This is a genomic window from Rhodoligotrophos appendicifer, assembly GCF_007474605.1.
GTDB lineage: Bacteria > Pseudomonadota > Alphaproteobacteria > Rhizobiales > Im1 > Rhodoligotrophos > Rhodoligotrophos appendicifer.
The window spans coordinates 422,368-448,272 of sequence record NZ_VHKL01000004.1; the positions used below are offsets into that span (position 1 = coordinate 422,368).

22 protein-coding genes and 2 pseudogenes are annotated in these 25,905 nt (G+C 59.0%); 12 read left to right on the forward strand and 12 right to left on the reverse strand.

Annotated elements, in window-relative coordinates; genetic code table 11:
• The first annotated feature begins 139 nt into the window (after positions 1-139).
• The 8 genes from FKM97_RS11440 to FKM97_RS11475 all read left to right on the forward strand — a co-directional run bounded on the left by FKM97_RS11440 (position 140) and on the right by FKM97_RS11475 (position 10,099).
• Positions 140-1,612, forward strand: a complete 1,473-nt coding sequence (locus tag FKM97_RS11440; RefSeq protein WP_246105039.1) for an NAD-dependent succinate-semialdehyde dehydrogenase — start codon at positions 140-142, stop codon at positions 1,610-1,612.
• A 138-nt stretch (positions 1,613-1,750) separates the two neighbouring features.
• Positions 1,751-2,833 carry an ABC transporter substrate-binding protein gene (locus FKM97_RS11445; protein ID WP_144292536.1) on the forward strand — a complete coding sequence of 361 codons (1,083 nt, stop codon included), beginning with the start codon at positions 1,751-1,753 and terminating at the stop codon, positions 2,831-2,833.
• Between the two features lie 83 nt (positions 2,834-2,916).
• Positions 2,917-4,032, forward strand: a complete 1,116-nt coding sequence (locus FKM97_RS11450) for an ABC transporter ATP-binding protein (protein WP_144292537.1) — start codon at positions 2,917-2,919, stop codon at positions 4,030-4,032.
• A complete protein-coding gene (locus tag FKM97_RS11455; RefSeq protein ID WP_144292538.1) occupies positions 4,029-4,943 on the forward strand; it encodes an ABC transporter permease in 915 nt (304 codons plus the stop codon). The genes FKM97_RS11450 and FKM97_RS11455 overlap by 4 nt, the downstream gene beginning before the upstream one ends.
• A complete protein-coding gene (locus tag FKM97_RS11460; protein ID WP_144292539.1) occupies positions 4,940-5,770 on the forward strand; it encodes an ABC transporter permease in 831 nt (276 codons plus the stop codon). The genes FKM97_RS11455 and FKM97_RS11460 overlap by 4 nt, the downstream gene beginning before the upstream one ends.
• A gap of 83 nt (positions 5,771-5,853) precedes the next feature.
• The gene (locus FKM97_RS11465; protein ID WP_205014912.1) at positions 5,854-7,527 is read left to right on the forward strand and encodes a gamma-glutamyltransferase family protein; all 1,674 of its coding nucleotides are present in this window, start codon (positions 5,854-5,856) and stop codon (positions 7,525-7,527) included.
• Positions 7,528-7,808: 281 nt separating this feature from the next.
• On the forward strand, positions 7,809-8,801 hold the full coding sequence (locus FKM97_RS11470) for a dipeptidase (protein WP_144292541.1): 993 nt from the start codon (positions 7,809-7,811) through the stop codon (positions 8,799-8,801).
• Between the two features lie 2 nt (positions 8,802-8,803).
• The gene (locus tag FKM97_RS11475) at positions 8,804-10,099 is read left to right on the forward strand and encodes an NAD(P)/FAD-dependent oxidoreductase (RefSeq protein WP_144292542.1); all 1,296 of its coding nucleotides are present in this window, start codon (positions 8,804-8,806) and stop codon (positions 10,097-10,099) included.
• A gap of 648 nt (positions 10,100-10,747) precedes the next feature.
• On the opposite strand, the pseudogene FKM97_RS26680 reads toward FKM97_RS11475, so the two are convergent.
• Positions 10,748-11,229: pseudogene (locus FKM97_RS26680) on the reverse strand (IS630 family transposase); the annotation flags it as partial.
• A 2,071-nt stretch (positions 11,230-13,300) separates the two neighbouring features.
• On the opposite strand from FKM97_RS26680, the gene FKM97_RS11485 reads away from it, so the two are divergent.
• Complete coding sequence (locus FKM97_RS11485; protein WP_342783549.1) at positions 13,301-14,131, forward strand: NAD(P)/FAD-dependent oxidoreductase; 831 nt, start codon at positions 13,301-13,303, stop codon at positions 14,129-14,131.
• A gap of 94 nt (positions 14,132-14,225) precedes the next feature.
• Here FKM97_RS11485 and FKM97_RS11490 read toward each other — a convergent pair whose 3' ends face one another.
• The 3 genes from FKM97_RS11490 to FKM97_RS11500 form a co-directional block, all read right to left on the reverse strand.
• Positions 14,226-14,618: a PRC-barrel domain-containing protein gene (locus FKM97_RS11490; RefSeq protein ID WP_144292544.1), complete on the reverse strand. Its 393-nt coding sequence runs from the start codon at positions 14,616-14,618 to the stop codon at positions 14,226-14,228.
• Positions 14,619-15,281: 663 nt separating this feature from the next.
• On the reverse strand, positions 15,282-15,479 hold the full coding sequence (locus FKM97_RS11495) for a hypothetical protein (RefSeq protein WP_144292545.1): 198 nt from the start codon (positions 15,477-15,479) through the stop codon (positions 15,282-15,284).
• Positions 15,480-15,635: 156 nt separating this feature from the next.
• Positions 15,636-15,920 (reverse strand): hypothetical protein, encoded by a 285-nt coding sequence (locus FKM97_RS11500; RefSeq protein WP_144292546.1) that lies wholly within the window; start codon positions 15,918-15,920, stop codon positions 15,636-15,638.
• Between the two features lie 1,339 nt (positions 15,921-17,259).
• Here FKM97_RS11500 and FKM97_RS26685 point away from each other — a divergent pair.
• From FKM97_RS26685 to FKM97_RS26690, 3 genes and pseudogenes are all read left to right on the forward strand, one after another.
• Entirely contained in the window at positions 17,260-17,379 is a 120-nt protein-coding gene (locus FKM97_RS26685; protein WP_246105040.1) for a hypothetical protein, read from the forward strand.
• A gap of 14 nt (positions 17,380-17,393) precedes the next feature.
• A complete protein-coding gene (locus FKM97_RS11510) occupies positions 17,394-17,831 on the forward strand; it encodes an EamA family transporter (RefSeq protein ID WP_144292547.1) in 438 nt (145 codons plus the stop codon).
• Positions 17,832-17,846: 15 nt separating this feature from the next.
• Positions 17,847-18,212, forward strand: a pseudogene (locus FKM97_RS26690) (cation diffusion facilitator family transporter); the annotation flags it as partial.
• Positions 18,213-18,256: 44 nt separating this feature from the next.
• Here the strand turns inward: FKM97_RS26690 and FKM97_RS11520 are convergent.
• From FKM97_RS11520 to FKM97_RS11555, 8 genes are all read right to left on the reverse strand, one after another.
• Positions 18,257-18,952, reverse strand: coding sequence for a VIT1/CCC1 transporter family protein (locus FKM97_RS11520; protein WP_144292548.1), 696 nt, complete (start codon positions 18,950-18,952; stop codon positions 18,257-18,259).
• Positions 18,949-19,353, reverse strand: a complete 405-nt coding sequence (locus tag FKM97_RS11525) for an OsmC family protein (protein WP_144292549.1) — start codon at positions 19,351-19,353, stop codon at positions 18,949-18,951. The genes FKM97_RS11520 and FKM97_RS11525 overlap by 4 nt, the downstream gene beginning before the upstream one ends.
• Positions 19,354-19,501: 148 nt before the next feature.
• Entirely contained in the window at positions 19,502-21,346 is a 1,845-nt protein-coding gene (locus FKM97_RS11530) for a heavy metal translocating P-type ATPase (RefSeq protein WP_144292550.1), read from the reverse strand.
• 3 nt (positions 21,347-21,349) lie between these two features.
• Complete coding sequence (locus FKM97_RS11535; RefSeq protein WP_144292551.1) at positions 21,350-22,327, reverse strand: FAD:protein FMN transferase; 978 nt, start codon at positions 22,325-22,327, stop codon at positions 21,350-21,352.
• Positions 22,308-24,515 carry a PepSY domain-containing protein gene (locus tag FKM97_RS11540; RefSeq protein ID WP_144292552.1) on the reverse strand — a complete coding sequence of 736 codons (2,208 nt, stop codon included), beginning with the start codon at positions 24,513-24,515 and terminating at the stop codon, positions 22,308-22,310. Before FKM97_RS11540 ends, FKM97_RS11535 begins: the two co-directional genes overlap by 20 nt.
• 10 nt (positions 24,516-24,525) lie before the next feature.
• Positions 24,526-24,996 carry a DUF2271 domain-containing protein gene (locus FKM97_RS11545; RefSeq protein WP_144292553.1) on the reverse strand — a complete coding sequence of 157 codons (471 nt, stop codon included), beginning with the start codon at positions 24,994-24,996 and terminating at the stop codon, positions 24,526-24,528.
• Between the two features lie 33 nt (positions 24,997-25,029).
• Positions 25,030-25,392 (reverse strand): hypothetical protein, encoded by a 363-nt coding sequence (locus FKM97_RS11550; RefSeq protein ID WP_144292554.1) that lies wholly within the window; start codon positions 25,390-25,392, stop codon positions 25,030-25,032.
• 170 nt (positions 25,393-25,562) lie between these two features.
• A complete protein-coding gene (locus FKM97_RS11555) occupies positions 25,563-25,877 on the reverse strand; it encodes a PepSY domain-containing protein (RefSeq protein ID WP_144292555.1) in 315 nt (104 codons plus the stop codon).
• Positions 25,878-25,905 lie beyond the last annotated feature (28 nt).

A 25,905-nucleotide genomic window follows, 5' to 3' on the forward strand; every position in this document is an offset into this window, starting at 1 on the left:
CAGTCGTGGCGGGAGAGATGGAAGCACGGCTCGCGAACGACGCCGCCCCGATCTTTTGTTGCGACTGCGGTTCTGGCCATAGATGCACTGCCGATGCAACTGGACTGCTCAAGTCCATCACGTGAAGGCAAATTACGAAATGAAGTTTAGAGACGACTCGTTGCGCTTAAACGATCCGGACTTGTTGCGTCAGAAGGGCTTCATCGGTGGTGTATGGTGCGACGCGGCATCGGGGGATTCCATGGCCATTCTAAGTCCCGCCGACGCCACGCCAGTAGGTTGCGTGCCGATGTTCGCCACCGGCGAGATCCGCGAAGCCGTCCGGGCCGCCCAGGAAGCGTCGCGTGGATGGCGGACACTAACGCCCCGACAGCGCGGGGCCGTCATGCGGCGCTGGGCCGAACTCATCCTCGTCAACATCGATGATTTGGCGAGCATTCTCACCGCCGAGCAGGGTAAGCCACTCGCAGAGGCGCGGGCCGAGGTCACCGGCTCAGCGGGTTTCGTCGATTGGTTCGCCGAAGAGGGACGGCGCGCCTATGGGGAAGTCATTCCGCCGCCGGACGGAACCCGCCGCACCATAGTCGTCCGGGAGCCCATTGGGGTGGTGGGCGCCATCACCCCTTGGAATTTCCCTAGCTCGATGGTTGCTCGCAAATGCGCCCCAGCCCTGGCGGCTGGCTGCACCATCATCTTGAAACCGGCTCCTCAGACGCCGTTTTCTGCCCTCGCCCTAGCCGCAATAGCCGAGCGCGCAGGAGTGCCAGCCGGCGTCATCAATATCGTAACCGGCGACGCGGCGAGGATCGGTGGCGAGCTCACTTGCAACCCAGCCGTCCGCAAGCTTAGCTTCACCGGCTCGACCGCCGTTGGCAAATTGTTAATGGCGCAATGTGCCAATACTGTGAAGCGTGTTTCGCTGGAGCTGGGCGGTCACGCTCCATTCATAGTCTTTGCAGATGCGGATCTCGACATGGCGGTTCAAGGGCTGATTGCCGCTAAGTTTCGCAATGCCGGACAAACCTGCGTCGCCGCCAACCGGATATATCTGCACGAGAGCATCTATAACGCCTTTGCGAGTAAGCTGGTTTGTTTGGTTGGTGCGTTGAAGGTCGGGCACGGAACGTCGCCCGGCGTGCAGATCGGTCCATTAATTAGCGAGGCCGCTTTGCGCAAGGTCGAACTCCAGATCGCTGAGGCGATAGAAGGGGGCGCGCGGGTGCTTTGTGGCGGCAAGAGACACCAGCTGGGTGGAACATTTTTCGAGCCGACCGTTCTCGGTGAGGTGAATGACGGCATGCTGGCGGCGCGCGAGGAAACGTTCGGACCGGTCGCGCCGTTGCTTCGGTTTCGGGAGGAGGCGGAAGTATTGCAGCGTGCCAACGATACGCCCTACGGCCTTACCGGCTATTTCTACACGAGCGATCACGGACGGGTCTGGCGCGCCGCCGAGGGGCTGGAGACGGGAATTGTCGGCGTGAATGTCGGCGTTACCGCCTTCGAGGCCGCTCCATTCGGCGGCGTTAAGGAATCGGGCTTCGGCCGAGAAGGCGCGCGCCAGGGTCTCGATGAATATCTGACCACTAAATACGTATGCGTGGGAGGGCTTTAGCAAGCATTCTAGTACGACAGGTGAATTTTACCTCATATGCTGAAAAATTGAGGTGTTACAACCGCATTGAAGGTTGCTAGGCTCTTCGTCGCTCAACCTAACTTTCCCTATATTGGTGTTTCTCGGGAGACATATCACATGCTCAAGTTCACGCGTCGCGAATTTACACGTCTTGGGTTGGCCGCGCCGCTTGCGGCGGTGGCTTCATCGCTCCCCTTAGCACAGCTCCTTGCACAGGGCCTAGGTTCCGAATTACGCGTTGCAACCTGGGGCGGGAGCTGGCGGGATTCCATAGACACAAATGTTTGCAAGGGCCTCAAGGATCAAGGCCTCAAAATTGAATACACTCTGGGAAATCCTGAGGACAATCTTGCCAAGCTCATCGCCGCTACCCGACAGGGCGCCATCCCGTTCGACGTGATGGAGGGCTTCCCATACATCACCGGCCCGATGTCTGAGGGCGGACTTATCAACGAACTCGATTATGATAAGATGCCCAATGCCAAGGCGGCACCCGATTGGGTGCGGGGAAAATATGAAGTCGTCAGCGTCGTTACCCAGGACGGCGTAGTATACAATACAGAAAAGTTCAAGGAAGCGGGCATCGCGCCGCCCACGACCTATAAGGACCTAGCCAATCCGAAGCTCAAGGGCAAAGTTGCCTTTCCGGACATCGGAAATGCACAACATTGGAATGCAATCGTCGGCATGGCGTATGAAAGCGGCGGCGGAGAGTCAAATTTAAGCGGCGCCGTGTCGATGGTAAACGAAATTTCACCGGCCTATTTCTTTTCGGCCTCGACGGACCTAGCCACACGCTTCGGTTCCGGAGACATTTGGGCGGCAGCCTGGCATGCGGGCTGGGCCGCTCGGCTGCGGCGGTCCAACGTCCCTGTTTCGGTGGGGTATACTCCATTCGGTGAAAAGCGCGGCGCCTTGTGGCCGGTCCCCTGCTATATCGTAGCGAAGACAACGAATCTGGCTGGAGCCGAGGCTTTCGTCAACCAATTGATGTCGCCGGAGGTCCAGTTCACCCACGGCAAGGCCACGGGTTCGGTGCCTGTTGACGGCAAGGCCCGGACAGAGCTTGCCGCCGACCCGCTCTCGGCCGAGCTCCTAATGCTGAGCGATCGGCAGATGCAGAACTGTTACCAGATCGACTGGTCGAAGCTGGACATCAAAGCATGGCAATCCACCTGGGCGCGCGACATCAAACGCTAAACTTCAGTACTGTCAGCGGGCGACGCGCCTCGCGCGTCGCCCGCGTTCCAGGTGTAACCGAAGGCCGCGATAGGTGAGCGACAATGGCGAGCGTGTCCCTTCGTGGGGTCTCGAAACGATATGGTGATATCGACGCCGTCAGGCCGCTCGATTTCGATGTAGCCGAAAGTGAGTTCCTCGTTCTGCTTGGGCCCTCCGGCTGTGGGAAAACGACGACGCTTAGGATGATCGCGGGTTTTGCTCAACCGACGACCGGCGAGATACGGATCGGAGGCTCCGACGTCACCGCGCTTCCTCCGAGATTGCGCAATATCGGGATGGTGTTTCAGAACTACGCTCTCTTTCCGAACATGGACGTGGCCGAGAACGTCGGCTTCGGCTTGCGCGAGAGAGGCCTCCCGAGGGCGGAAATCACCGCCCGCGTGGACGAACTGCTTGCTATGGTACAGCTTTCGGGGCGCAAAAACGCTTTTGTTGGGCAACTTTCCGGCGGCCAGCAGCAACGCGTGGCACTTGCTCGAGCACTCGCCTTTTATCCCAAGCTTCTCCTAATGGACGAGCCGCTCGGAGCTCTTGACCTAAAGATGCGGGAGGCTATGCAGATGGAGTTACACCGGATCCAGCGTTCGCTCGGAATAACCACCATCATGGTCACGCACGACCAGCAGGAAGCGATGAGTCTAGCGGACCGTATCGTTGTGATGGCCGGCGGCGGCATCGAGCAGGCGGGCACTCCAGAGACCCTCTATTCCCAACCTCGCACTCGCTTCGTTGCGAGTTTCATCGGGAAGAACAATCTGATTCCGGGCCGCATCACCGAGATTGCGGAACAAGACTGCATAGTGCGGGTGGCGGAGTTCTTCGATGTCAGGGTGCGGCGAGTCCGCAATGTCCAACCGGGACAAATGGTCGATATCTCAGTGAGGCCGGAACACCTGCAACTCATGTTGCCCCCCTCCCCTGGCGTCAATGTCGTGACGGGCACAGTCGAGGCGCGACGCTTCCTTGGAAACGTTGTTTATTACTCCGTCAGACTGCCTGACGCTTCGTATCTGCTTGTTGAAGACCCGATGACCGGGGTCTCGGTCGGTGAAGGCGAACATGTTGGCGTCGGCTGGAAGGTCGAGGCGGGTATCCTCTTCAGCGAAGAGATTTCTCCAAATGAGCGATCAGCCCCGGGGAGCGGAGCGATTTTATGAAGGCCAACCGTGCCAACGAATCCGGTCCCTTCGCCGCCGCCAAGAATGTCCGCATCATGGATCCTTTCCGCGTACCGTGGGAGCGTTTCCTGTGGCCGGCTGCTCTGCTGTCCCTGCTTCTACTGGCTCTGCCACAGATCGGATTTGTGTGGTTGAGCTTCCATGATGATCTGGGCCTCGGTAGCGTGTCCGACAACTTCAGCCTCCAGAATTATCGTGCGATATTGACAGACAGCTTCTATCTCAAGTCAATCTGGTTGACCTTCTATCTTTCAGTCGGCACCGTTATTGTCGGGACGCTCATAGGGCTTCCCACCGCGTATGCATTGGCTCGGATGCCCCGCTGGCTTGCCACACTACTGCTAGGATTGATCCTCACGACCTCTCTCATTACAGTGGTGATCAAGTTGATGGGCCTCAACATCATATTGGGCCCGTCCGGGATCGTTAATTTTCTGCTTCTCGGCATGGGCGTTATTTCATCACCAATCCTGCTAATCAACAACGAACAAGGTGTCCTTATAGGCCTTGTCCAATATACTCTGCCTATCTTCATAATGATGCTGTTCAGCGTGATGCAGACGATCCCCCTTGATCTGGAAGAGGCAGCCGAGATTCACGGCGCGAGCCGCTTTTCGCTCTGGCGTCGCATTATCGTACCGCTGTGTATGCCGGGCCTCATCGGCGGTTCGCTCATTATTTTCAATATGAGCATGGGCGCCTTCACTTCCGCCGTGCTGCTTGGCGGAGGGCGGGTCAGGACCATCCCTGTGCTGATCCAGCAAAAGCTTGTTCAGAGCACTGAGTACGGAATGGGATCCGCACTGGCGACAACTCTAATGGTTTTCGTTTTCGGGATCAATATCGCCGTCGGAATGTTGATTGGACGTGGGCTGAGGAGAGCTGCATGAGAAGTCCTTGGCATCTTCCACTCCCGCGCCTTTCGATCATCATTTCGGCGTTCACCACGTTTTTCCTGCTCAGCCCTTTCCTGGTCGTAATTGGGGCGTCTTTCGATACCGGCGATGGATTTCGTACGGCCTTCCCCCCGAGATCGCCATCGCTGCAGTGGTATGAGGCGATCTCGTCCAAATATTTCCACGCGGCTTGGGTTAGCTTCCTGATTGCCGTCTTTGTGTCCATCCTCTCTGCGATCGTTGGTACATGCGCGGCGCTCGGCATCGTGCGCGGACGAGTGTGGCCTAAAGACTTGTTCCAGTCCTTCTTTCGGCTGCCTGTCCAGATACCTCTGGTGGTGACCGGTGCAGTATTTCTACAATTTTACTACCAGTTAGCCGCTGTTACTGGGATAAACGTTTACAACACTCTCTACGGTATCACGCTAGCGCATCTGTTCGTCGCTATTCCCTATTGTGTCGGGTGCGTTTCCGCTGTGCTTGTTCGTGTCGATCCGAGCCTCGAAGAAGCCGCTGCAAGCCTTGGCGCGACACGCTCGTCGACCTTCTGGCGAGTGACCTTTCCGCAACTGCGGCCAGGCGTGGCCGCGGGCATATTCTATGCCTTCATCATATCATTTGGCGACGTGCCAATCGCACTGTTCCTCGTCAGCGGCGACAATACCACGCTGCCGGTACAAATATTTCTCGATATGCAGTTCGACTTCCGGCCCGACATGCTCGCGGTTTCGACAATCGTCGTGGTCGCCTCCTCTGCTATCATAATCGTTGCGCAGCGATTTGCAGGTCTCGACATGGTTCTTCCAGGGGGCGCACGATGAGCAGCGTTGACGTTGGGGTCACCGATCGCACGAAGGGAACGAGCCCGAGCACCATGCGCCCGGTCATAGCCGGCACACGGCACATGATCTCCGCCGGCCATTATCTCGCCGCCAATGTAGGCTTCCAGATTCTGGAGGCGGGCGGGAATGCCGTGGACGCGGGCGTTGCCGCCGGCATCACGCTCTCCGTCGTGCAGAGCGATTTCGTCAGTTTCGCTGGCGTGGCGCCCATTTTGATCTACCTCGCGAATCGACGAAGTGTGGTTAGTATTTCGGGCCTGGGATGGTGGCCCCGAGCTGCGAGCTTGGATTTCTTTCTGAAGAACTTCGGCGGCAGCATCCCTGCTGGCATTCTGCGGACCGTGGTGCCCGCCGCTCCCGACGCCTGGATAACGGCGCTCGAACACTACGGCACGATGAACTTCGGTGACGTCGCCGCCAGTGCGATTCGCCTCGCCCGGGAGGGCTTCGTCATGTACCCGCTGATGGCAGAGATGATCTCCTCTAACAAGGCGGGCTACGCGCGATGGGAATCCAGCCGGCAAGTCTATCTGCCGGAAGGCCGTCCGCCAAAAGTTGGCGAAATCTTTCGCCAAATCGACCTTGCCCACTCGCTACAGTATATGGCCGACGAAGAGCGGTCAGCATCGTCCGGGGGACGCAGGAACGGGCTACTAGCAGCACGCAATGCGTTTTATCGAGGCGACATCGGCCGCACGATTGTCGACTACCACACGAGACATGCCGGCTTTCTGTCTATGCGCGATCTTGACGAGTTCTCGGTGGAGATTGCGCCGTCAACTACTTCCACATTCGGAACGACGACGCTGCACAGTTGCGGCTTTTGGTGCCAGGGACCCGCGCTTTTGCAGGCCCTCAACATGGCCGAAGCGGCCAATGTAGGGACGCTGAATTACAATTCGCCGGATTACCTGCATATAATTACGGAAATAACGAAACTCGCCTTCGCAGATCGCGAGGCATTTTTCGGCGATCCCCGCCGCGTAGGGGTTCCGTCGGAAAAACTGCTTTCCAAGAGCTACGCCGCTGAACGCGTGGCCACCATCGATCCTACACGCGCCATCTCCGGCCTGCCACGACCGGGGATCGCCGCAAAGTCCGTTTGGATGGCCGCGGCTGCCTCCCACGACGATGAAGGCGCTGATCCGACGGTTGACACCTCCTACGTAGCTGTCGTCGACCGGCACGGCAACGCTTTCTCCGCGACTCCCAGTGATGCCTCCAACAATATGCCGGTCATCCCTGGCACTGGCCTGTGCCCCTCGTCGCGGGGTAGCCAATCCTGGGGAGTGGCAGGGCACCCCGCAGCGATTGCGCCGGGTTGCCGTCCTCGACTGACTCCCAATCCGTTCATTGCCATCGAGGCGGACGGATCAATCATGCCCTTCGGCACACCGGGCGGCGACATGCAAAGCCAAGCGATGCTTCAGACGTTCCTCAACGTTCGCGTCTTCGGTATGGACCTGCAGTCGGCAGTAGAGGCACCTCGCTTCGCAACTTTCTCCTTTCCCGGCTCCTTTGAACCCCACGAGGTGCAACTCGATCTGCTCATGATCGAGGAACCACTGGCTGCGGCAGTAGCGTCGGAGCTTGCCGGCCGCGGGCATGACGCTCAGTGCTGGCCCCAGCTAAACTGGCGCGCCGGCGGTGTTTGCGCCATCCGCCTTGATCAGCCCACGGGCGTGCTCACAGCCGGTGCTGACCCGCGACGGCCTTCCTACGCGCTTGGTTGGTAGCCATCCACCTAACCCTATGTTTTTCGAAGATCAATGCCAGGTACAGAACGGTGACATCTATGCATATAGAGTTGATCAAGGATCGCATCGAGGTCGAAGAAGCCGTTGCGAACGATACCACCGAAGCGATGGTCACGGAGGCAGATGCAAAAGGCCGAATCCGTCTGGGTTTGCTTCGAGAACGTCGCCGAGCAGGACTGGGCATCAGTGGCATGCTCTTTCAGAATTGCTGAAGGAACGGAGTGTAAGCTGTGACTTCGGATCTTATAATAATCGACGGAATGGGTTCCTCCGCACTGTTGCCGGCGGCTCAGATACCTCCGCCCGCGCGCGATGGGAAAACTTGGCTCGACCGCGCCCTAGATGCCGGTATCACAGCACTTAACGTCACCATGGGCATCAAGGGCGTGGCGCAGGGAGCAGATGATTTTCGTGCCTATCTCCACAGCGTGCATGGCTACTTGTCCTATTTCGAACTCGAACCACGCCTTCTGCATGTGCAATCAGCCGCGGATATCGCCCGTGCCAAGGCCGAAGGCCGACTAGGTATCGTTTTCGGCTGCCAGGGCCTCGACACCAAGCTGAACGGCGATCCCGCGCTAATTCTTATAATGGCGCGACTAGGCCAGCGCATCATGCAGTTGATGTACAACGAACGTAGTTCTCTGGGGTCGGGATGCCTTGAAGTGGTCGATGATGGGCTTACCGAGTTCGGGCGCATCTGCATACGCGAGATCAACGACTGCGGCATGGTCGTTGACATGTCCCATGCAGGACAGAAAACCGCTCGCGACGCTATCGAACTCACTCGCGGCATTCCAATCATCAGTCACGCCAATGTGCGGAGTCTCTGCGACCATCCGCGGAATGCAACCAACGATTTGCTGACGGCGCTCGCCGATCGCGGCGGCGTCATCGGCATAACGGCCTTTGCACCGTTCTGCGAGAACGAGCGCGGCAGGCCCCCCACTATCGACGACATGATCGACCACATCGTCTATGTGGCGGAACGGTTCGGCATCGAACATGTTGGCATCGGGTCCGATATGTTCGAAGGCGAATCCTATGTACGATTCGAACGGTTTTTCCGCCGTCGTTATCCCGAGATCGTCGGTCAGTACCAGATAGATACCGTCTATGCGGAAGGCTTCGGGGTTGTCGACGACTTTGCCGGAATGCCTTCGGCGTTGGCGCGACGGGGATTTTCCCCTTGTGAAATCCGGAAGGTGCTCGGTGGCAACTTCCTTCGGGTATTTGAGACGGTCTGGGGTTAAGAATGGAACGAAAGACCTTCGAGCCCGTGGATGTGGCGATAGTCGGTGGCGGCGTCGTCGGATGCTCCACAGCCTGGCAACTCGCACTCGCCGGCCTCAGGGTAGCGATTTTCGAAAGGGCGACAATTGCGTCAGAGCAGTCCAGCCGCGCATGGGGATTTATCCGTCAGCAGGGCAGGAATCCTGCGGAGATCCCGCTGGCTGTCGAGGCCAAACAGCTGTGGGCTGACCTCACCCAGCGCTACGGGCAAGCTGCAACAGAATTCACAGAGGGTGGCATTCTGGTTCCGGCAATCACCGATGTCGATCAGGAGCGGGTAGAGCGGGGACACGAACTCGCTAAGTCATTCAGCATGAAGACCCGCATTCTGGATCGCCGCGCCATGGAAAAATTGATACCGGAATTACGCGGCGACTGGCGATCCGGCCTGTTTACGCCAGATGATGCATACGGCGACCCAGCGGCATCGACCCGCACCATAGCTCGCGCTGCGCGGGAGGCAGGCGCAACGATTCATGAGAACGAGGCCGTGCTCGAAGTCGAAATGTCGGGCGGACAAGTGGCGGGCGTCGTCACGCTCAAGGGACGCTGCGCCGCCTCAACGGTCGTGCTGGCGGGCGGCGTAGGCACTCCCGCGCTTGCGCGCAAGGTCGGATTAAATCTTCCAATCCAGATCATTGTGTCTTCGGTGGGCCGTACTCAACGGGCCCAGCGATTCACTGGCATAGCCATGTGGGGGCCAAAAGTCGCCTATCGGCCGGCGGCTGATGGCAGCCTCATAGTCGGAAATGGCTATAGGGGCGTGGGGGCGGACTACATCATCACCCCAACCTCATTCCGCAACATTCGGCATTTTGTACCGGCCTATCGCGACAACTGGCGGCTGCTGCGTCTGACGCTCGGCAGGGACTTCTTAAGCCAAACCAAAGCCATACTGAGCGCCGCGGCCGCGGCGCGGCCGCTTCCGGAGCCGCATCCCAATACGAAGAAGGTTAGCCGCAACATGAAGGAGATTCAGAACATATTCCCCCATCTCGCTAAGCTTGAACTCGCCCAGACATGGGCAGGACGCATCGACTTGACACCTGACGTCATTCCGATCATCGACCGGCCGGCGTCTGAGCATGCAATCTTCGTCGCAGTTGGATTCAGTGGCCACGGCTTCGCCCTCGGTCCCTCTATTGGAAAGCAGCTCGCCGAATGGATAGTGCGTGGAAGTCCGTCTATCGACCTGAGCAGGTTCCGGCTCTCCCGCTTCACAGAAGGCTCCGTGACCCGCGAGCAGCACTCGCTTTGAGTCTGCTCGACACATTCCAGGCGCGTTAAACGCCCCCTTCCTGGCAATGGACCGCCTTTCAAACAGTTCACGCTCAATCCCATCCACAAAAATGATGGAACCGCACAACTATACCGTAGTCGCGCGCATTGGATGCTGGCGCCTCGCGACAAAATTCTCTCCGGGCTTGTCAATAATTGCCTGGCCATGTCGGCACCTTAACGCGCTTTAATGCGGACCGAGTTAGTAGTGGTCATGCAATGTTTCTCGGTGGGTGTTTTTGTTCTGAGCGTGCAGAGTTCGAGCATCTATCTGCTTTGTCCCCCGTGTCATCGCTTGGGTCGGGGATGAAGCGTTCAAGCTTGCGAGCTTATGTGCTCGGATAGCTTTGATTGGCGTTCTGAACCGCAATGTCTTGAGCTGAAATACAGCTTTATAGGCGTCCTTGCCGGTAAGTTTGGCGCCAGCCGCCCCTTAGGTCCAGCGGTCGATTACGGGACCGTGCGAAGCGCCGGGCGTCATTTTCCCTATCCGTTGTTGCGGTTAGGATGGCGCAGCCCAGCTCGTGGGAGTGCGTGCAATTCCAAACTTGCACTGGGCCACCAGTTCGGTGATCTCGGAGAAAAGGAAATCCAGGCCCATCGCCATCTGGCCTAGAGCAGAATCGATTTAATCCGGGTCATATCCGGCGGCATCGAAATAGTGCCGACATGTGTCTGGCGTGAAGGCTGAGAGGCAATCAGCGACGCTCGACCAGAGTTCGTCGACGGTTCTGGCGGCGGCCTTTCTGAGCAGGGCCTTAAGCTTCGAGAAGGCCATCTCGGTCGGGTTAAAGTCGGGCGAGTATGGTGGCAGGAACAGGAGGCGCGCTCCGACCTTCTCGATGGCCTCGCGCACGCCGCTGATCTTGTGAGCGGGCAGATTGTCCATGACCACGACGTCCCGGGGCGAAGCTCTGGTGCGAGAATCTGCTCGGCATGGGCGAGGAACGCCGGACCATTCATTGGGCCGTCGAGCAGCATCGGCGCCGCCATGCCGGACAATCGCAGGCCGGCGGTGAAGGTTGTTGTCTTCCAGTGGCCGTGGGAAACGGCGGCCCGGCATCGCTCGCCGCATGGCGTCCTGCCGCGCAAGCGGGCCATCTTTGTCGAGGCTGGCAGCGGTGGAATATCGCGGGTTACCAATCGACCGCCTGCTGCGGTATTCAGGCGTTCAAGGGCGTGCGGGAGGATAAGTAATGTTATTCCGCCAAATTGTTGAGAAGCTGCAGCAATTTGCGGCGTTCACCGTGCCCAGTAATGTTTGCCCGAAGCATGTCTCGAGGGCGAAAATCGTCGCCTTCCGTTGGCGAAATTGCTCATCCGTTCCACCGCAGAAGCGACCTCCTGTTCTAGCGATCCAGTCATCAACTGAGCCCGACACGACCGTTGCCCTCGTATTTCAAGGCTACGGAGCTATGAAGTTCAAGACCCCTGAATGATTGCCAGAAAGACGAGCTCGCAGGTGACTGACCGAATTCTTTTCGTCAAAGTGGGAACTCTGTGTCATAGCTCGAATTTTTCAGACCTAACACTGGTGCGAGTGGAAATGTGGTAGACTCAAGTGTTCGCCAGCGCCAAAATTACGAATTGAAGGTTCAACTGGAAGCACTTGCGACGCAAAAAGGTCTAGACCGCTCCAGCTATGCGGCCCTTTACCAGACGCTGAAGGCGGAGGGAAAGACAAGCTTTTCGTCAGTGAGAAAGGCAATTATCGAAGAGGGCAAGTTGACTAGAGAACGAGCGATGTAGTATTTTGCGAGAACAATTATCCAAATCGGCTGATGTCTTCCCATAGAAATTTTACAGGGATCTTCAATGAAATTCCATTTTTTCAGTCTAGATATAAATTAATTGATCAACGGTGGATACATTATGAGGTTAATGTAAATACTGATCTATATTACTCAAAATTTTTATAATTAATCATTCAAATTCGACAATTTCTTCTGCAGAGAAAGTCTTATATTTTGGAAATTTTAAAGCCGTTATCTGCACCGAATCGTACTAGTTCTACAGAATTGTTGGGCCATGTGTAAGCAATTTCCTACGGCATTCTTCTCGCGTCTGCATGTCGTATGACCTTTTAATTTACACTTGATGATAGTCCCGGGAGATTCAAATACAGCCGTCCGAGATTGACTGTAGGGTTGCGGAGAGTAGGCACGCGATGGCAATAACGGAACGTTAGCAGGTTCGATGATTGGCAAATCAGTCAACCCGAAATGAATGGAGCAATCGCGTGAATTCCCAATCCACTTACCCGACTAGCCGAGTTGCCGCCTTGACTGAGCACGAAGCTGGGGGGTGTTTTGCGGCTCCCGCGATGAGTAAACTTTCAAGCCTGGGTCTCCTACTCTGGTGTCGAAAGACTATTGGAAATCGCCATAGCAACCGTAATGGCCCTGGGGCCATTGTCAGCTTACGCGCTGAGGCTTGGGCTTTAGCCTACAAGACTTAACGCGGCCTCAAGCGTGAGAGTTCTGGAGTTGCCACTTGTGCACCACCACTCGAACTGAAGAGACCGGAGGTGACGCTTGGGGCCCGTAGAACTTCGGCATCGACGATGCTCCGAGTCACTGCAGCGCGTAATTCCGATAAGACTGCTTATCGGGACCATGTCGGGCATCTGAGGTAACGGTGAAATGGCATTTCCTGGAAATCCTAACGGCGAGTTCGAAGTAGTCGATGGCATGTCAGAAAGAGGCAAGACCCATCAAGTGACTGGAGTACCTTCAGCGGTCACTCTTGACTAAGCCCCTGAGGAAATGTTCGAGATGGCGACGAAGTTGTATAAGGCTTCAAGATAGCGACAGTGCCGGAGCATCGATGCTCCCTCTCTGCCCTTCCAGCACTCGTTGCCTGCCGCAGCCTCTCTGTTTTCCCAAGGCGCGAGCTTCTCGCAGCGCGACGCCACAATTTTTCCGTGTGCAACCGTTGGCCTCCCGGGAGTTCCTTGTTCTGGCCTTCTCTGGGAACAGTTTGCTTATCTTGACCTTCGACGAGCTAGCCCGACTTATCAGGCGGCGGCGCTTGGCTTTCTCCATTAATTCACCTGTAGGGCCAAGCTTATGCAAGAGGATCCTTTCGACTGTTTGATCATAGGTGGCGGCGGGGCTGACCGCGGCCCTTTATCTTGCTCGATATCATCTTTCTGCGGTGATCCTGGATCACGGTAAAAGTCGTGCCAGCTGGATTTCCCATCACACACAATTATCCAGGATTTCCCGACGGTATCTCGGGAAAGGAGCTTCTCGCGCGCCTGTGTGAACAAGCGCAAAAGAATGGCGCGACGATCAGACAGGAAGAGGTGGTCGGCCTGACGCGGAGTGGTGATTTCTTCACTGCGCAATGTGGGAGTTTGGCTGCATTGACGAGCCGCACTGTGCTCATGGCGACGGGGGTTGAGAATCTTCGACCCACCATGAGCGAGGAGGATCATGCACAGGCTCTCTCCCGCGGACTGGTCCGCTATTGCCCGGTCTGCGACGGGTTTGAGGTCACGGACAAGCATATTGCGGTGCTTGGAACCGGTGAGGGCGCCGTCAACGAAGCCATGTTTTTGCGGAGCTACACCAGCTCTGTAACGTTGGTCAGTGCCGACAGAGACCATGAGATCTCCTCAGACCAGCAAGAGCGCCTAAAGCGTTGCGGCATTGATTTGATCCCCGGCCCTTGTCTCTCCATACATCTGCGCGGTCGCGAGATCGAATTAACTGTCCCATCTGGCACCGCCGCCTTCGATAGCCTTTACCCGGCACTCGGCACCAAGATCAGGTCCTCGCTCGCGCGGGATCTCGGCGTCAACATATCTGCTGATGGATGTATTGTTGTGGACGACGGTCAGCGAAGTTCGATGCCCGGCCTCTACGCAGCGGGTGATGTTGTTTATGGTCTTGACCAAATCTGCTGCGCGACAGGTCAGTCCGCCATGGCTGCCACCTCCATCCGCAATGATCTCTGCTATGAGCGCCAGCTTTTACGGGCTTCCGACGCGGGATGCATAGGAAAATGATCCTCGCCTTTCAACTCGTTTCAGCTTACTGAAGGCTTAAATTTGGTAGTCATTTCGCTGGAGGTGCCCGACAGGAGATGAGTCGACCAGTCAGTTACTCCTCAGAATACTGAAAAGCCGGCAACATCTTGAGCCCGTCCTTTGTCCCTCCTGGCAATACAATCTTTTTGTCCACGAACTTCAGGCTATCGTAGCGAACTACTACCATGTGGGTCCCCATGCCCAAGAAGCCACCGATGGACAAAACTGCATAAGGCTCCTGGCCATCTCGCGTCACCAGGAGATCATCAATTTTCCCAATCGCTTCATTTCGGTCGTTTAGGACGCTGCTGCCGATAACTTTGGATGCTCGATAGCCTGCCGCCACCCTCTGCAAATCAACTTTGGCTATTTCAACTGATTGTGGCGCACCCTGTGCGTTCGCCTGCGGCATAAGCAAACCCATACTTATGATCGCCACACTTGCCGCCAATACAGTTTTCTTCATCGTTACCATCCCTGCCAAGACCGGTTATTCTAAGTTGTTCGTAAGATTAATTCGAAAGACAAGCGGTCGTCGTTGATGCAGATCAATCTACTCCGTCTTTATGAGCCAATTTTTTCGAATATGCGGAGAAAGACCGGAGGGCCTTTTATGCGGGCTTACGCGATGTGGCCCGTGATCCGCTCGCCCCGAGCACATGCCGGGACTCATGGATGAACTTGAACTCGCAGAGGCTGCGGCCGAGCGTCGCCACCTGTAATTAATTGCGATGTCTGGAAAGTTTCGGCTCTCGCGGGGCGAATTTACCGTGCTGAGAATTCATCTCACAGCAAGACAACTTACTATATCAGCCCCCTGATTTCGTGTATCTGGATCATCTGAATTTACGACTGCCGCGAGTTCCAGAGCTGACGCAGCGGATTATCATCGCAAGAAATAACCGATCGTATTTCGAAGTAGAGTTCGAGAAGGCGACACAGATGCACGCCCCGGCGAGATGCAGGACAAGGGGGGAGGGATCCTTGGATCTCGCCGGCGCATCTGCCCAGGGCAGGGCAAGTCGACCACGAATTCACGCAGAATTTATGCTGCGGCCTCTGGCAAATCTTCGTCGGGGGTAAGAATGACGGCGATCTCTCCCTTTTGCGTCTTTATGAAGACCGTTGATTAATATCCTTGCTTCACCGCGTTTTGCGGCCAGCGTGCCGCCCGTTCCATTGCCTCTTGTTCTGTCGAGAAGAGATCGTAGTTCTGGCCATCAATGTCGATCGTCCAGCTGTCTTCCACCGGACGGACCAATATTTTTTTCTCTTTCATGATTTTGTCCTCGATCCAGTGAGATCTAACCTGGAATACTGCAGCCATGATAACGGCTTCAAAGTTGAGCCCACGCTGTACATGCAATGTAAATCTTATCCAGCGCCTGGACTGTGAAGTGCAACATGGATCAGTGTTTTGAGAAAAAGGGCTGTGGTGCCGGTTTGTTGTGGTGTTTTTTAGTCCCGATCGCCACCTTGTGCATTAGGCAGGCGGCAGATCATGCTTCAGGCTCGTGCTGATGGCCTGGAGAATGGCAAGCGATTTGCGCAGGGTGGAAGCTGGGGTGCCCATCTCTTCCCATATCTCTGTTTTAACTTCGCTGGCGATCTCAACAATTTCCAGCGCCTCTGACACGCTGATTAGCGATCGTGCGATAAGGGCGTGGAGCAGGCTTTCAACAAGCAGTATTGCAGCCTGACCAGGGGCATCGAGGGGGCCCGGGTTGCTTTCAGCTCGGACATTGTCGTTGGAAGGCTCGTCTGTCACTTTGCGCTCCGGGTGGGGCGAGAGCACTCAGGCTCTCGGCCGCCGGAGGCCAACTGATAACAACACACAAGTTAGGTGAACTCTGGTATGGTTTTTTCTCGTTGTAAGTCGGGCCTTCGAGGTCGAAATTCTGATAGATTAAGCTGGCGGTCGAGCGATGGAAACTAAGCCTAAACAGACGACCCCGACCCAAAGACGCGACAATGCCGAGCAAACCAACAAAACTGCCCGCGCTACGATCGAGAGCGAAACGGCTACGCGCGACGCAAACACAAAGCGTCTGCGCGGCCTACGAGAGGCCAAAGAAGCCGAGGTCAGCATGACAACAACAAAGCGCAGTAAAGTTAAGCCTGGCAAATCCCAGATTTAGATCCGCGAACTGTAACATGCCACCAGCGTCCACTAATCGCCGAATCCTGTGGCGGGGGAACTCCAGTGACCTCATCCAATACGCATATCGCACAGAGCGTGATGCGCTAGACGCCACAGTGGAGCGGCTAAGGGCCTAGAACGGAGATGGGCGGGTTCCAATAATCTCCCTTCTGGGAAATTACTGGACTGGCTGGCAATCGGAATTCATCAAGCGACGGATAAAAACGCTCTTTAGGAACCTTCGAGGGGCTGGGCACTTGTTTGAGCAGGCGGACCATCCCCGGTAGTATGGCAAGCTTTACTCCCCGAGCTTGATACGACTGAGCCCCGCCTTTACCGGCGGGGTCTCTCTTTGGCGGACCAGTACACCGCCTCTCATCTCAGCGATTGCGTTATTGGACTCTGGCACGAAGTGCAGCACCAGCTGTGCCAGCATCCACTTAGCGATAGTTTAGGGCGATGAGTATAGTCCAAATTGCCAAGGATGGGATGTTCGCGCTGACGAGGATGCTCCTGCTCAGGACCCAACCCATCTCTGAAAAGGACAAATGCCCCCTGGAGTGAGTTGCTCACGTTCGGCAGGAGGAGAGGACCACGATGCGGCACTGCGAACAAATCTGTTATGGCAGGAACCTCATTGGGAGCTCAAAACTCAGCCGCCGCCGCGACCAGGTTTTCCTGACGCTCGCAATTCTCCTAGGAGGGTTTCAGCGCTTAAGCAGACTCCTGATCCGCTCCTCGATGCCTTGGAGGTCATAGGGTCGGTTCTCCGATACGCGCTTAGCGTCGGAGTGCTTCGCTTGGGCTGGACCGGGTTCCGGTTGCGACTTTGGCCGCCAACGTCATCGGCGGCATTGCCATGGGCATCTTGGCAGGCTGGTTCGCCTTCAGGGGCGGCGGGCCTCAGGCATAGCGGCTGTTTCTAACGACCGGTCTGACGGGCGGCGTCACAACCTTTTCCACCTTCTTGCTTGGAACGGTTCTACTCTTCGAAGAGGGCCGGATCGATGCGGTAGCCGGCTACGTCGCGGTATCTGTCGTGTTGCAATCCTGGCGGCTGTCCTCGCTCGTCCGCGCGAACAACTGAGGGAGACGGTCAATATGGGCAACTATGTTCTTCCGTGGCAGGCTTGGGCCCTGCTGTCGGCTGCCTTCGCTGCGTTAACTGCCATCCTCGCAAAGGTGGGCGTCGAGAACGTCAATTCGGACTTCGCTACGTTGGTCCGAACCTGCGTGATCGTGGTGTTGCTGGGCGGGATCCTGTGGGCTACGGGCAACTGGCAGCCGCCCGCCACCGTGCCGGGCCGGACTTGGGTGTTCCTATTCCTGTCCGGCCTCGCGACGGGCGCGTCATGGCTTTGCTACTTCCGCGCCCTGAAACTCGGGGAAGCGTCGCAAGTCGCGCCGATCGACAAGCTTAGCGTGGTGCTGGTGGCCATCTTCGCCGTCAGCTTCCTCGGCGAGAAGCTGACCCTGCCGAACTGGCTCGGCATCTGCCTGATCGCGCTCGGCGCGGTGCTCGTCGCCTACAAGGGGTGACCGGGTGGAAGGCGTGTGCGATCTTTTACTTCGCCGGGTGTCCTGATTGTCGCTCTGGCGAACCTCGCCTATTTGGCGTCGAGTTTTCGGTCGCCCTATCGATCGGATCGGTCTCCCTCTTCGCAGATAGCATCGACTTGCTCGAAGAAGCCTCGGTGAATCTTCTCGACTTCTTCGCGCTCGGCTGGTTAGCCGCCCGGTCGCGCCTCCGAATGGGAACTTGCGCTGATTTTTCTGGTTCCAGCCATCGCCACGCTCTGGACGGCGTGGGACAAGTTCCTCGATCCCGTTCCGCCGCAGCCCTTCGCGCTATCGGTCAAGGGGCTGGGCGCCCTCGCCGTCAACCTCGCCTGCGCCTACCTCCTAGCGGCGTGGCGGCACTGAATTCAGACGATCAAAGCAGACGTCCGTAAGCTGAACTCTTTTCAGACAACGGTTCCGACAAGCGCGCCGATCCCAGCGGTCAACGCCATCGCGAAGGCGCCCCAGAACGTGACGCGCAGCGTCGCCTTCATGACGTTTGCCCCTCCTGCCTTCGCGCCGATCGCACCGAGAAAGGCCAGGAAGAGCAGGGATGCTGCTGACACGACCCAGATCAGCGACGATGTCGGCGCAACGAGTACCATCGCCAGCGGCATCCCCGCTCCGACGGCGAAGGTCGCCGCTGACGTTAATGCTGCCTGGATCGGCCGCGCCGCTGTCATCTCGGAAATGCCGAGCTCAGCCAGGGCGTGGGCGCCAAGCGCATCCTTCGCCATCAGCTGGACCGCGACCTGCCGTGCAAGCTCTTCCGTCAAGCCGCGCTTGACGTAGATCTGCGCCAGTTCCGCCTTCTCGAATTCAGGATGGGTTTCCAGTTCCAGCCGCTCGCGGTCGAGATCGGCGTTCTCGGTATCGGACTGCGAACTCACGGACACATACTCTCCGGCCGCCATCGACATGGCACCAGCTACCAGCCCTGCCACACCTGCGACGAGGATCTCCGAAGTGCCGGCTGTCGCGGAAGCTACCCCAACGATGAGGCTTGCAGTGGAAACGATCCCGTCATTGGCGCCAAGCACGGCTGCTCGAAGCCAGCCGATCCGCGAAACGAGATGGTTTTCCCGGTGCAACCTGCTCATGCCTGTCTCCGGATGGTTCCGTTCAGCTCAGTTGCGGCGGCGACGGTGTTCGAGATTGTGCCGTATTTTCGGACATTCTTGTGCAGCAGTTCGAGACGCTGGTCCGACTCCCGGGTGTCGACCGTCAGCACGTAGTCGATGCAAAGCATCTTCGGAGGGTTGTCCTCCCGGACACCGTGGATTTCGACGCTGGCACCCTTGAATTCGAAGTGCAGCATCGGAGCGACGCGCTCAATCCCCTTGATCATGCAAGCCGCGACCGACGCGAGAAGCAGTTCCGCTGGGTTGAAGGCATCGGCGCGACCAGCAGGATCGGTATCGAGTTCGATCTGCGCGTTCTTGACCGTGGCAATCGCCCCATGAGCGTCTACCCGGCGGGCTTCGATCCTGTATTCGAGCAAGACGCACCCCTTTGTAAGCCCGCCCAACGGCGCGGGCTGATCTTCAACATAGCATTATGAGATTTCGGCACCTTGATTTGCATCATGAGATCCGCCTTGAGCGGCTCATTCGCCGACGAGATCACGGAACGGGCGCCACGTCCGGGGATTACGTCTCTGCTGGAGAGATGCGGAGCGCACGCAGCGCATTGAGGATGACGGCGACGTCGATTGCCTCTTGAAGGAGCGCGCCTTGAACGGGAGTGAGGTAGCCGAACGCCGCCGCGATCATGCCCAGCACTGACAAGCCGATGCCTGCAACCACGCTTTCCAGCGCGATGCGGCGTGCGCCACGGGCTATCTCGATCCCTGGCCCAAGCCTGTCCACACGGTCGACCAGCAGAACCACGTCGGCTGCTTCGGCTGACGCGGCCGCACCGCGCGCGCCCATGGCAATGCCCACGTCGGCTGCCGCAAGAGCCGGCGCGTCGTTCACGCCGTCACCCACCATCATGACCGGACCGTGCTCGCGTTCGGCGAGCACAAGCAGCACCTTCTGGTCAGGCGTGAGTCCCGAGCGGACTGCATCAAGCCCGAGGCCTTCGGTCACGCGTTCGGCTACCTCCCGGCGGTCGCCTGTCGCCAACAGGATCCGCTTGACGCCTTGACGGCGAAGCCGGGCAAGCATGTCGCGCGTGCCATCCCGAAGCGGATCAGCCATCACCAGATGGCCAGCCATCCGCCCGTCGATGCCGACGGCCACGAGAACCGACCCGGCGGCGAGCTCCGGATACTCCTCTGCCAACTTGCCAACACGGCCCGTCACAAATCCGTGCCCGCCGACCACAATGGCTTTTCCTTCAACCTGTCCCGTGAGCCCTTCACCGGGCGCTTCGGTTACATGAGTCGGGACAGAGAGCGACAGGCCCCGCTCCAGAGCCGCCGTCACGATGGCCTGTGCGATCGGGTGCTTCGTTGCCTGATCGAGCGCCGCAGCCAGCCGCAGAACCTCATCCGGATCCGTGCCGTCATGGCTGTCGATCTTGACGATCTGCGGTCTGCCCTCTGTCAGCGTTCCGGTCTTGTCGAGGATGAGAGTCTGCGTCCTTGCCATCGCTTCCAGTGGGCCAGCGCCCTTGACCAGCACACCGAAATGCGCTGCCCGCGAGAGGCCCGCTACGAGCGCCACCGGAACCGCGAGTATCAGGGGGCATGGAGTTGCCACCACGAGGACGGCAACCGCCCGGATAGGATCGCCGGTGAACCACCATGCGGCGAAAGCGATGACGATCGTGACGAGCAGGAAGCCAAGAGACCAACGGTCAGCAAGCCTTGCCATCGGCGCCTTCGACTTCTGTGCCTCCTCCACAAGCCGAACGATGCCCGCATAGGTGCTGTCCTTCGCGAGACGCGTCGCAACGAGGTCGAAGGCCTCGCCTGCATTGGTGGAGCCGCTCATCGCGTCGCCTCCAACCTCCGCACGGCTGGGAAGGGATTCGCCAGTCAGGGCGGAGGTGTCGAGGAAGGCAGAGGCAGACTCCACCGTGCCATCGACCGGGACAACGTCGCCCTGACGGATGAGCAGGCGGTCGCCGGGCCGGATGTCGCGGAGCGGAACGTCTTCCAGTCCGTTTTCCCGATGCCGGGTCGCCGTTCGTGGGACACGCTCCAGCAGGGCACGCATCTCGCGGCGAGCCCGCCCCTCGGCAAAGCTTTCGAGAAATGTGCCGCCCGCATACATAAGCGCAACGACGGCAGCAGCCAGCGTTTCGCCGAAGAGGAGCGCTGCCGACATGGAAAGCGCGGCGACGATGTCGAGGCCGACTTCGCCGCGCCATAGGCTGCGCAGAATCTCCACGAGCAGGGCTGCCAGGACGGGAACTACACCGACGAACCAAACCGTCGCTGCGAGATCCGCTCTGCCGCTGAAATAGAGTGCCAGCCCGCCAAGGAGCCCACCCAATGCAGCTGCAATAAGGAATACTTTCACCCGGTCCGCAGCTGAATGCTCCATGTTCTAGCCCTCTGCGCCTGCAGTATTCGACTCTTCGTCCTTGAATACCCGTCCGAAGCGACATGCACGGATGCTTTTTCCTTCGCCGCGTAGCAAGAACAATGCACTGATCCCAGCTATGCGGGCGAGTTTTCCGCCCTTATCGGGGCCCACCACCATCAAGGCAGTCGCCCAGGCGTCGGCAGCCGCGCAGGTCGCGGCAATCACCGTGACGGAGGCCGGGGCATCGAGGACCGGAGTGCCTTTCCACGGGTCCATGGTGTGCGAGAGCCGCCTTCCCTGCACTTCTACCCAGTGGCGATAGTCACCGGAGGTCGCAACCGCGCAGTCTTGCAGGGACAAGACCGAGTGCGGCGCGCGCTGGTCTGGATCTGGAAGTTCCACGGCGACCGTCCAAGCCTCGCCGTCCGGCCTCAGCCCAATGGCGCGCATCTCGCCGTCTATGCCGACCAGCCCGTGGTGGACGCCTAGGTGCGCGAGCGCCTGCGCCAGCCGATCCACGCCAAAGCCCTTGGCGATGCCGTTAAGGTCGAGCACAATGGGGACACGCTTCCATACCGACTCGCCTTTCAACTCAAGCGCTTCATGCGCCGGCACCCGCCCCGCCTCCATTGCGGTGCGGATCAGGTCGGGGGCCGCCTCCGCAGGACCGAAACCCCAGGCGGAGACAGCGTCGCCAACTCCGATTTCCAATGCGCCACCGGACGACTTGCCGACTGTGATCGCCAGTTGCAGGACTTCCATCAGCAAGGCAGGAACGGGCACCTCTTCACCCACGGGCGCGCGGTTGAGGCGCATCAGATCGCTGTTGTGGCTCCATGTCGACATCTGCATATCGATCTCGTCGACGGCCCGCTGCAATGCCTCGCGGGCAGCATCTTCATCGAAGCCGAGGGCCGTGAAGAACAGTGCCGACCAACGTGTCCCCATCGTCGGACCGTTCAGCGCGTGACGGACGAACTCAGTAGACATCCTCGACATATCGTCCCTCCGCCTTCAGTTTCGCTGGCGACATACCGAGGGGTTCCAGTATCCGCGCCATCGTTTCCGCAACCCCGGCCGCCATCTCCCGGCCGCCGCAGACCATTATGCGCGCGCCTTCGCGCATGGCTCGAACGACCTCCAGCGGCTGTGAGGCGATCGCGTCCTGCACGTAGCGCGGCAGCGTCCCGCGGGAGTGTCCGGTGGTGAGGGCCGCAAGCCGGCCTTCGGACAACCAGGCCTCCAGCTCTTCGCGGTAGAGAAAGTCGCTGTCGGGATGGCGCATACCGAAATAGAGGTGGATCGGCCTGCGCCCGCTGTTCGCTCTGACGAAGCCTGCCAGCGGTCCGAGTCCGGTGCCGGCTCCGACCAATATCAATGGAACGCGATCCTTAGCGGCATGGAAGTCGGGGTTGCGGCGGAGAAAGGCGGCAAGCGTATCCCCTGGCTCAAGCGCCATCAGTGCTCCCGAACACAGGCCTCCGACATGCTTGCGCACCACGATCTCGATGAAGCCGTCCTTGCTGCCGGACGCCAGGGAATAGAAGCGCGGAACAGTCGCACCCTCCGGCACGATACCGATAAGGTCGCCGGCCTCGAAGCGAGCGAATCCTTGACCGACCAGGCGCTGGACGAAGGAAAGGGTCGGAATGGCGAAGCGCAGGATCGCAGTCGGGACCTGGACGTCCTGGCCATAGTCACGGCGAGAAACAAGCGTCAGCGGTGCCGTCTTCGGACGGACGGGCTGGTGATCCAGCTCCAGTTCGATCCCGAGAGCATCACCGAGCGCGCGGCCCCAGCGCGCGAACTCCTGCGGAGATTGACGGTCCACCGTGTCGAGCGGCAGAAGCGTCGTCCATCCCTTCGCCTTTGCGGCAGCCTCGACGGCTTCGGCATAGGCGCAGAAAGCCGGGAAGGCTCGGTCTCCGAACCCCAGAACGGCCAGTGACGCCGCCGGCATGATGGACAGCCCGGCAACACGGTCCAGGAATCCCTTGGCCGATGCTGGCGCACTTCCGTCGCCATAGGTCGCAGCGAGGATCAGGTAGCGGCGAGCGGTCGGGGTCCGCGCAGGATCGAAGGCCGACATCGGCGCGACGTGGGCCGCAAGTCCAGCCAGGGTCAGGGCACAATGCAGGGTCGCCGCAAAGCCCCACGTACTGCCGCCCTCGCTTCCGACGAGGATGACGGTTTCTGCGCGCGACGGTGTAGCGTTGTCGCGGATGCGCGGCCGCCCACGGCTTCCTGCATACCAGATGATGGTGCCAGTAGCGCCCATCACGGGAACCGCGAGCGCCATCAGGCCAAGCATCAGGCCGAGCAACCCGGCACCTTGTCCGGTGTGCAGCATGTAGATCGTCTCGGAGACACTCTCCCAGCCGCTCAGGTCGGACCAGCCAAGCGTTGCTCCTGTACCCTGGTCGAGGTAGCCCGTGCCGCTGTCGGTCTTGAGCGTGAAGACGTCGGTCGCGTCGCCCGGATAGGGAAAGCTGAGTTCCCGCAGGACGGAGACTGGTGTTGAGGCGAGCATGGGCATGCCGGCCAAGGGTGCGCCCGTTTTACCGCTCACCGTGGACGGCAGATTCGGGACGACGGCCTGGTTTGGGAGAAATCCGAAGGTCGAGGCCGTCATCCAGAGTGCGGTCGCCGAAGACAACAGTAGTCCGGCCACGGCGATTCGCGCCACCTCGACATGGATACGCCCTGGCAAGGAGCCGCGCAGCGGGGAAAACCAACGCCGCCAGCCACCCGTGCGGCGCGAAACCAGCATGATCCCGGACAGTGAAAGCAGGAGCATCGCTGTCGCGCCTGCGGCGGAGAGGATGCGGCCTGCATCATCCAGGAACAGCGAGCGGTGCAGGGTGGTCAGCCAGCGCTTGACCGGGTTCGGGTCTGCGGAGCCAGCGCCAGCGCCTGTAGCCGGGTCTATCACCGCCGAACCGGGGGTGCCGTTGTCGAACCAGTACGCGGTAATACGTCCCGAAGGAGAACGTTTGATCTGTTCCACCCCTGGATAGACCATCTGAATACGGGTCGCGAGCTCGCCCACTCGGAGGGTCGCGTCAGCCTGCGGAGCTCCCAGTCGCTCCGCAGTCGGGAAGACCGAGAGCGCGGCTCCGCTCACCGCGAGAAGGGCGACCAGGGCCAGAGCCACGAGACCAGGCCAGCGGTGAAAAGCGCGGATCATGGCATCGTCCTCACATACCGAAGGCGAAGGTGGCGACGTAGCGGCGGCCCTTTGCAGTCTGGCCGGCGCTCCCGGCGGTCAGTGGCACTGCGACTTCGTTCGGACTGTCGCGCATGTCCTCAACGGCAGCATCGACATGCAGCGTGTAGCCCGCGTCGAAGAGGGCATCGGCGAGGTCGAGCGTGATCTCCAGCGTCCGTCCCGAACCCACGCTAGCTCCGGTGATCCCATTGATCTCTGCGCTGTTGCCGACCGTGGCGCGGTACCAGTCGCTCAGATGCTCGTAGTATTTGGACTTGCCTCCCGCCATCCAAAGCGTCCCGGCATAGGCACCTTTTGGATCGGTTACATAGATGGCAAGGTAGGCGCCTTGGCCACCGTAGCTGTTCAGGGTGGTCGTCAGGGTCACCGGCCGCGCCATAGCGATACCGGGAAGCGTCAGCGCAGTGGTAAGCGCCAAAGCGGCGAGTATCTTTGTCATGACAGTCTCCAGGGTTTGCGAGAGGGCTATGGCTCAGTTCACTTTGACCTTTGGTGCAGCGCCACTTCCGAACAGGCCATTGTTCGGTGGGACGACGGTGCCCGCCGGCGCGGGTGCGGCAGCGCCTGTTGAGCCGTCGTCCTCTTCGTCGCCGTCGTCGTCGCTGTCTTCATCATCGTCGTCATCCCCACCACGGCTCATGCGACGCCCCTCATCATCGTCCGAGTCGTCGTCATCGCTTGCTATAAGGAGGTGCGCGCCCGCACGAGAGGCATCCTCTGTGGCGTATCGCGATGCTTGCGGCCGCGGTCCGTCATGCATCACGCTCCAGGCTGGAATTGCGAAGCCGAGCGTCAGCGCGGTCGATGCAAGCAGGATCGCAAATGTCGTCTTCATAGCGGGATCTCCTTTGTGATGGCTCCTTTTTGGGGACGACGCCTGATCCCTTCCTGACGGAAACGAACTTTCGGCTTCAGCTTGCCGTCAGGAAGCAAAAGGCCCCGCCGCAATGGCGAGGCCTTCGAAGTTTTGGGAATAGTCAAAGAGTTAGTGGGAGACGCTGGTTTTCAGCCTTTCTCGTCGCCTTTTCTCTCGTGATGCTGACCATCGTCGTCGTCACCGCGCTCTATCTCCAGTATTTCAAGGGTAGCGGGATGGATCGTCGCTTCGATCCGCTGTCCCTGAGCATCCGTACCGTCGAGCTCGTAACAGCCGTCGTCGATCTTGATCCGTCGCACCGTCCAGCCTTGTTCGGTCGCCAAGGCCGCAACAGCCTCCCTCGGCTTCCAGTCGGCCATCGGCACGAAGCATTCGTCATCGGCCATGGCACCCCCGACCGGGAAAGCCGCAACGAGTGCGAAAATTGTCAGAATGAGCCGCATGGCGCATTGCTCCGTTAGAAGAATTGGG